Here is a 6,336-nt window from a genome sequence, read left to right on the forward strand (position 1 = left end):
CGGCGTCGTTGACGCGACCGGATTATTTGGACGATAGTACAAATATGGTCCGCAAACCCGCCAGGTCTGACGTGAAGGCCGCCGCCGGCACCCGCAAGCCGAACATGCGCGAGGCGATCCTCGCCGCGGCGGAGGAATTGTTCTCGACCTACGGCTTCAACGCCGTCTCGGTGCGCGACATCGCGCAGGCCGCCGGCGCCAATCCGGGCAGTGTGACCTATCATTTCAGGACCAAGGACGGCCTGCTGCTGGAAATCTATCGGCGCCATTGCGGCCCGATGAACCGGCGGCGCTCCGAGCTCTTGGCGGCGGCGCGGCGGGTGCGCGATCTGCAGGACCGGTTGGAGGCGATCGTGCGCGCCTATGTGTTGCCGGCCTTTACGTCCGGCAGCGATCTTGCCGGCGGCGGAACGCGGTTCACGCGATTGCGTGCGATCATGTCGGCCGAGGGCAATGAGGTCGTGCGCAAGATCATCGCGCAGACCTTCGACGACACCAGTCATGCCTTCATCGACGCGATTCATGAAAGCCTGCCGCATATTCCGCGTACCGATCTGGTCTGGCGCAGCCACTTCCTGCTCGGCGCGCTCTACTACACGCTGGTGACGCCGGAGCGCGTCTCGCGCCTGTCGCGCGGCAGCGCCGACGGCACCGATGCCGGCCACGCCATCGAGCAACTGGTGCGCGCCACCGTCGCCGCGTTGCAGGCCGCGCCGCTCGACGGAGGGGCGCCCGCGCCGCGCACGGCCCCGGGCACAAATCCGGGCCGAGCGTTGACCTGAACGTCCGGAGTTTGTCGCGATGGAGAAACTTCGGCTGCGCGCCGTGCTCGGCAATCATCCGCACATCCGGGCGGTGAAGAACGGTGAGCTTCGCTCCGACCTGTTCGATCTCGACTTCACCGATTTCACGCCGACCAACGCCGCGTTCAAGCCGATGGTGCGCGAGCAGGCATTCGACGTCTGCGAGATGGCGATCGTGACCTATCTGATGGCAAGGGCGCACGGCAAGCCGTTGGTGCTGCTGCCGGCGGCGATGGTCGGTCGCTTCCAGCACGGCCACGCGCTCTATCGCGCCGACCGCGGCACGCTCGTGCCCGCCGAACTTGAAGGCAAGCGGGTCGGCATCCGCTCGTTCACGACCACGACCGGGGCATGGATGCGCGGCATCCTTGCCAATGACCATGGCGTGAACCTCGACAGCATCAACTGGGTTACGTTCGAGGATCCGCATGTCGCGGAATATGTCGACGGCACCGAGCGCGCGCCGAAGGGCAGGACCATCGTCCAGATGCTGAGGGACGGCGAGCTCGATGCCGTGCTGGGCGAGACCTCCAGCGATCCGGCATTCAAGCCATTGTTCGCCGATCCAGCCCGAGAGGCGTCCCTTTGGTACCAGCGGCACGGCGTCGTGCCGGTCAATCATCTGGTGGTGGTGACATCGCAGCTTGCGACGTCGCGGCCGGACGTGGTGCGGAGCCTGTATGAATTGCTCAAACGCGGCAAGGCAGAGGCTGGCCCGCCCGGCATGCCGGACCTGGTGCCGTTCGGCGTCGAGGCAAACCGCAAGCCGCTCGAACTGATGATCGACTATTGCGTGCAGCAGGCGTTGATCCCCCGGCGCGTCACGGTCGATGAGCTGTTCGACGACACAACACGGGACCTGAACTGATGACAATCTCCGGCGATCCGCGGCATTGGCAGGTCGGCATGCTCGGCTATGGCGAGGTCGGTCGCATCCTTGCCGAGGATCTGCGCCAGCAGGGCGTGAGGGTTTCGGCCTACGATATCAAGCTTGACCGCGAGCAGGGCGTGCCACTGCGCGCACACGCGGCGGAGATTGGCGTCGAGCTCGCGCAATCCCATGCCGATCTCGCGGCGCGGGCCGATTTCATCATCTCGGCGGTGACGGCGAGCCAGGCGGTGCCGGTGGCCGCGGCCTGCGCACCCGCAATCCGGAAGGACGTCTGGTTTCTCGATTTCAACTCGGCCTCGCCCGGGGCCAAGCAGCGTGCGGCGGCGCATATCGACGACGCCGGCGGCCGCTATGTTGAGGGCGCGGTGATGACCTCGCTGCCGCCGTACCGGATCAAGGTGCCGCTGCTGCTCGGCGGGCAGGGCGCGCGGGAGCTCGCGCCGCAGCTGGTCGCGCTCGGTTTTGCGGCGAAGGTCGCAAGCGACGAGCTTGGCGTCTCCTCGGCAGTCAAGATGTGCCGCAGCATCATGATCAAGGGGCTGGAGGCCATGGTGATCGAGAGCTTCACCACCGCACGCGCCTATGGCGTCGAGGATGCGGTGCTCGCCTCGCTCAAGGAGACCTTCCCAAGCATCGATTGGGAGAAGCAGGGCGCCTATTTCTTTCAGCGGGTGATCGAGCACGGCCGGCGCCGTGCCGAGGAGGTGCGCGAGGTGGCGGAGACCGTGCGCGAGGCCGGGCTCGCGCCATGGTCCGCCTCCGGCACCGCCGAGCGGCAGGGCTGGATCGCCGATCTTGCCGATGAGGGCGTGTTCGGCCCCAGGGGAACGCCGGATTTCGCCCGCAGCGCCGACTGGCGTACCGAGGCCGACCGGATTCTCGCGCGCATCAAGTCCTGAGGTCTCGCCCGGAGAATCCGCCGCGTTCCCTGCCGACGCGCAATGCGCTATTGCTCCATGAACAGTTTGTTCTGGAGGCACTCCCATGAAGAATTCCGGCAAGGTCGTCGCCATCACCGGCGCGGCACGCGGCATCGGCAAGGCCTGCGCGGCGCGCTTCCTGTCCGACGGCGCCAGGGTTGTCATCTCGGATGTCGACGCTGCGGGGCTTGTCCACACCGCCCAGGAACTCGGACATATCGATCAGTTGCGGGCGGTCGAGGCCGACGTCAGCAAGCGCGCCGATGTCGACCGCATCGTCGCGACCGCGGTGAAGGAGTTCGGCCGGCTCGACGTCATGGTCAACAATGCCGGCGTCGCGCGCAATCGCGACTTGCTCGACATCAGCGAGGCCGAATTCGACGACGTCATGGGAATCAACCTCAAGGGCGCGTTCTTCGGGGTTCAGGCTGCCGCGCGCCAGATGATCGCGCAGGGCGGTGGCGGCGTCGTCGTCAACATGTCCTCGGTCAACGCGCTGCTCGCGATCCCCTCGCTCGCGACCTACGCGATGTCGAAGGGCGCGATGAAGCAGCTCACATCGGTCGCCGCCGTGGCGCTGGCGCCGCACGGCATTCGGGTCGTGGCGGTCGGGCCCGGCACGATCCTGACCGAGATGGTGGCGACGGCGATCTTCTCGTCCGAGGATGCGCGGCGCAGCGTGCTGTCGCGCACGCCGGCCGGCCGCTGCGGCGAGCCGAGCGAGGTCGCCGCCGTCGTGGCATTCCTGGCCAGCGACGATGCCTCCTACATCACCGGCCAGACCATCTATCCCGACGGCGGTCGGTTGATCCTGAACTACACGGTGCCGGTCAGCGACAAGAAGTAGGGGTTCAATCGCGGGCACACTGCCAAAATATCGAAAACAACCCCATGCAAAGTAGCCGGCGGCGGCCGGCGTTCGACCGGGCACCTTGACAGGTCGGGCAAATCGGCGATATTATTCGATTATACAGAAATATGGCAATAGCCACCCGGTGTCGTCACCCGCGCATGCGGGTGATCCAGTATTCCAGAGGCGGTCGTGCTTGAGCCGATGGGCCGCGGCGTACTGGATCGCCCGGTTGAACCGGGCGATGACAGGTGCGGGTGAGGACGCCGCTAACGGCCCTTGAACTGCGGCTTGCGTTTTTCCATGAAGGCGCTGCGGCCTTCGCGGAAGTCCGCGCTGTCCATGCATTCGATGCCGATCTGCTTGATCGCGGCCATGTCGCGATCGGCGGGATCCTTCAGCACCTGCGCGATGGTGATCTTGGCGGCCTTGATCGCCAGCGGCGCGTTGCCCGAAATGGTGCGCGCGATCTCCATGGTCGCGTCCCAGAGCTCGGCGTCCGGCAGCACGCGATCGACGAGGCCGATCCGCAGCGCCTCGGTGGAGTCGATCCGCATGCCCGTATACATGATCAGCCGCGCCCAGGACGGGCCGACCAGCGACACCAGGTGGCGCAGCCCGTCATAGCCATAGGCGATGCCGAGCTTGGCGGCGGGAATACCGAACTGGCCGCTCGAGCCGGAGATGCGGATATCGGTCAGCATTGCGACCTGCATGCCGCCGCCGAGACAGAAGCCGCGGATGCAGGCGATGGTCGGCTTCGGATAGTCGGCGAGCAGGGCGCGCTGGGCGGCGCTGCGCCGTGAATATTCCTCGGAGGCCTCGGCGTTGTGCCTGGTCTTCTCGAACTGGCTGATATCTGCGCCCGATACGAACGCCTTGTCGCCGGCGCCGACCAGGATCACGACGCGGACGGCCGGATCGTCGCGCAACGCCGTCAGCGCCTCGCCGAGCCCCTCCCACATCTCCAGCGACATCGCATTGCGCTTGTCGGGATTGTTGAAGGTGACGACGCCGACGCCGTCAACGACGTCTTGCAGGATCTTGCCGTCGGCAAGCGATTTGTTCGACATGTTTGGCATATGAGGGGTCCGGTCTGATTTCGGGCGAAGGCTAGCACCCGGCCGACAGCCGAGGCAGGCGGTTTGGAGCACGGCGCGATTGCATTGCCGGGCGACAACTCTCCCGGTAGTTGTACGGCTCGCAAAATAAACCGCCGCGAAACGGTTGCGCTATAGAGTGCGCCGCCGCGCTCCGTCCCGGTTTAACTTTTTCCTAGTTTTTCGACGGTATGGCTGTACGCACCTGCGCGCCAGGACCAATCCGCCACGCGCTGGGATACGTGCCGCAGCTCCCCGCTGCCACCGCGTCGGTAGCGAACGTCCCCACCACCAGACCGGCAGTGAAGCCAGTCAATCCAGCCCTCCGTGCACTCACATCGCCTCGGGCGAGGTTCAGTCGTGTCCGTCGAAAAGTTTCTCAAGCAACGCGCGGTCAGGATCACCGTCAACGGCAGCTACACGTTGCCGAACTGGTACGATGCGCAGGGTAAATTGCGCACCTTCGCTTGCCGCACCACGCGCGTCTCGCCGTTCCGGATGATCGTGGACGTGCCCGTCGTCGGCAAGGTCGGCGACCGGCTGACTTCGTATTTCGAGGAGTTCGGCAAGTTCGACGGCTGCATCACCGAAACCATGAGCGGCAGCTTCCTGCTCGAGCTCGAGATGACGCATGCCATGCGTGAGAAGTTCGCCGACAAGCTGACCTGGATCGAGAAGAAGAAAAAGGATCCGAGCATTCGCGAGGCGCGCAACAACCCGCGTTTCGTTCCGGTCGCGCCGCATGCCATGTTGACGCTGGCGGATGGCACCATGCAGAGCTGCTTCATCATCGACATGTCGCTGTCCGGCGCGGCGGTCTCCTCCGAGGCGCAGCCGCCGGTCGGCATGCCGCTGGCGATCGGCGCCTGCGTCGGCCGCGTGGTCCGGCATCTGCCGAACGGCTTCGCCATCAAGTTCGTCGAGAGCTACAAGCAGGGCGATCTCGGCCGCCTCATCGCGTGCAAATCCAAGGAGCTACAGCTGCTGTCTGCCGACGCGAACTCCGTTGCCTAGGGCGAGTACTCACAAATCTGGTGAATCGCCACCTAGCATATGGCGATTCAAGTTGACGGCATTGCGCCCCAGTTCAGCGATTCCTTACCGCAACCCCGCCTCGGTCGATATTTTTCTCCGATCACGCGAAAAATTGCGATGCCGGCTCAGCGAACGCCGGCAACGATCACGCGCGCTCCCGCATCGGCGAGACGCTTGCACTGCTCCTCAGATGCGCCGACATCAGTCACCAGAGTCCAGCGCGGCGGCAGCGGCGCCCAGGCCATCTGTTCGGCGCGGCCGAGCTTGCTGGCGTCGGCGAGAACGATGACTTCCTTCGACTGCTGCATCATCAGCGACTTCAGTGCGACCTGTTCGAGATCCGCTTCGCACAGGCCACGGCCATTCACCACGCCGTCGGCGCTCATGACGGCGCGGTCCGCGGTCATGCGCCGCAGCGCCTCATTGGCGAGCGGCCCCATGGTGCTCATGCTGGTGGTGCGCAGCGCGCCGCCCAGCACCACAAGCTCTATGCTCGGAGCCTTGGCGAAGCAGGGCAGCAGCGCAAGATTGTTGGTGATGATGCGCAGCCGCCGATGCTGCAGCAGTCGGCCGAAGGCTGCGACCGTCGAGCCGGCATCGAGAATCAGCGTGTCGCCATCCTCGATCAGATCGATCGCGGCGCGCGCGATCGCCTGCTTCTGTTTGCCCTGAACCGCGAGGCGCTGCTCGAGCGTCGTCTCGTTCGCGTGGGCGGTGAGAATGGCGCCGCCATAGG

General features: G+C 65.5%; 7 protein-coding genes. 5 read left to right on the forward strand and 2 right to left on the reverse strand.

The genetic code is table 11. From position 1 onward, the window contains the following. The first annotated feature begins 44 nt into the window (after window positions 1–44). From PMN64_RS19065 to PMN64_RS19080, 4 genes are all read left to right on the forward strand, one after another. Window positions 45–782, forward strand: coding sequence for a TetR/AcrR family transcriptional regulator (locus PMN64_RS19065; RefSeq protein ID WP_411781729.1), 738 nt, complete (start codon window positions 45–47; stop codon window positions 780–782). 19 nt (window positions 783–801) lie between these two features. Further along, entirely contained in the window at window positions 802–1,671 is an 870-nt protein-coding gene (locus PMN64_RS19070) for an ABC transporter substrate-binding protein (protein ID WP_411781730.1), read from the forward strand. Window positions 1,672–1,676: 5 nt separating this feature from the next. Beyond that, complete coding sequence (locus tag PMN64_RS19075; RefSeq protein ID WP_411781739.1) at window positions 1,677–2,594, forward strand: DUF1932 domain-containing protein; 918 nt, start codon at window positions 1,677–1,679, stop codon at window positions 2,592–2,594. 85 nt (window positions 2,595–2,679) lie between these two features. Continuing rightward, window positions 2,680–3,462 carry an SDR family NAD(P)-dependent oxidoreductase gene (locus tag PMN64_RS19080; protein ID WP_411781731.1) on the forward strand — a complete coding sequence of 261 codons (783 nt, stop codon included), beginning with the start codon at window positions 2,680–2,682 and terminating at the stop codon, window positions 3,460–3,462. 272 nt (window positions 3,463–3,734) lie between these two features. Here PMN64_RS19080 and PMN64_RS19085 read toward each other — a convergent pair whose 3' ends face one another. Next, on the reverse strand, window positions 3,735–4,547 hold the full coding sequence (locus tag PMN64_RS19085; protein WP_411781732.1) for an enoyl-CoA hydratase: 813 nt from the start codon (window positions 4,545–4,547) through the stop codon (window positions 3,735–3,737). Window positions 4,548–4,925: 378 nt separating this feature from the next. On the opposite strand from PMN64_RS19085, the gene PMN64_RS19090 reads away from it, so the two are divergent. Beyond that, the gene (locus tag PMN64_RS19090) at window positions 4,926–5,579 is read left to right on the forward strand and encodes a PilZ domain-containing protein (protein WP_411781733.1); all 654 of its coding nucleotides are present in this window, start codon (window positions 4,926–4,928) and stop codon (window positions 5,577–5,579) included. Between the two features lie 146 nt (window positions 5,580–5,725). Here the strand turns inward: PMN64_RS19090 and PMN64_RS19095 are convergent. Next, window positions 5,726–6,336: DeoR/GlpR family DNA-binding transcription regulator (locus PMN64_RS19095; RefSeq protein ID WP_411781734.1), on the reverse strand; the 611-nt coding region annotated here is incomplete at its 5' end.

It is taken from the genome of Bradyrhizobium sp. UFLA01-814 (assembly GCF_046718885.1).
Taxonomy (GTDB): domain Bacteria; phylum Pseudomonadota; class Alphaproteobacteria; order Rhizobiales; family Xanthobacteraceae; genus Bradyrhizobium; species Bradyrhizobium elkanii.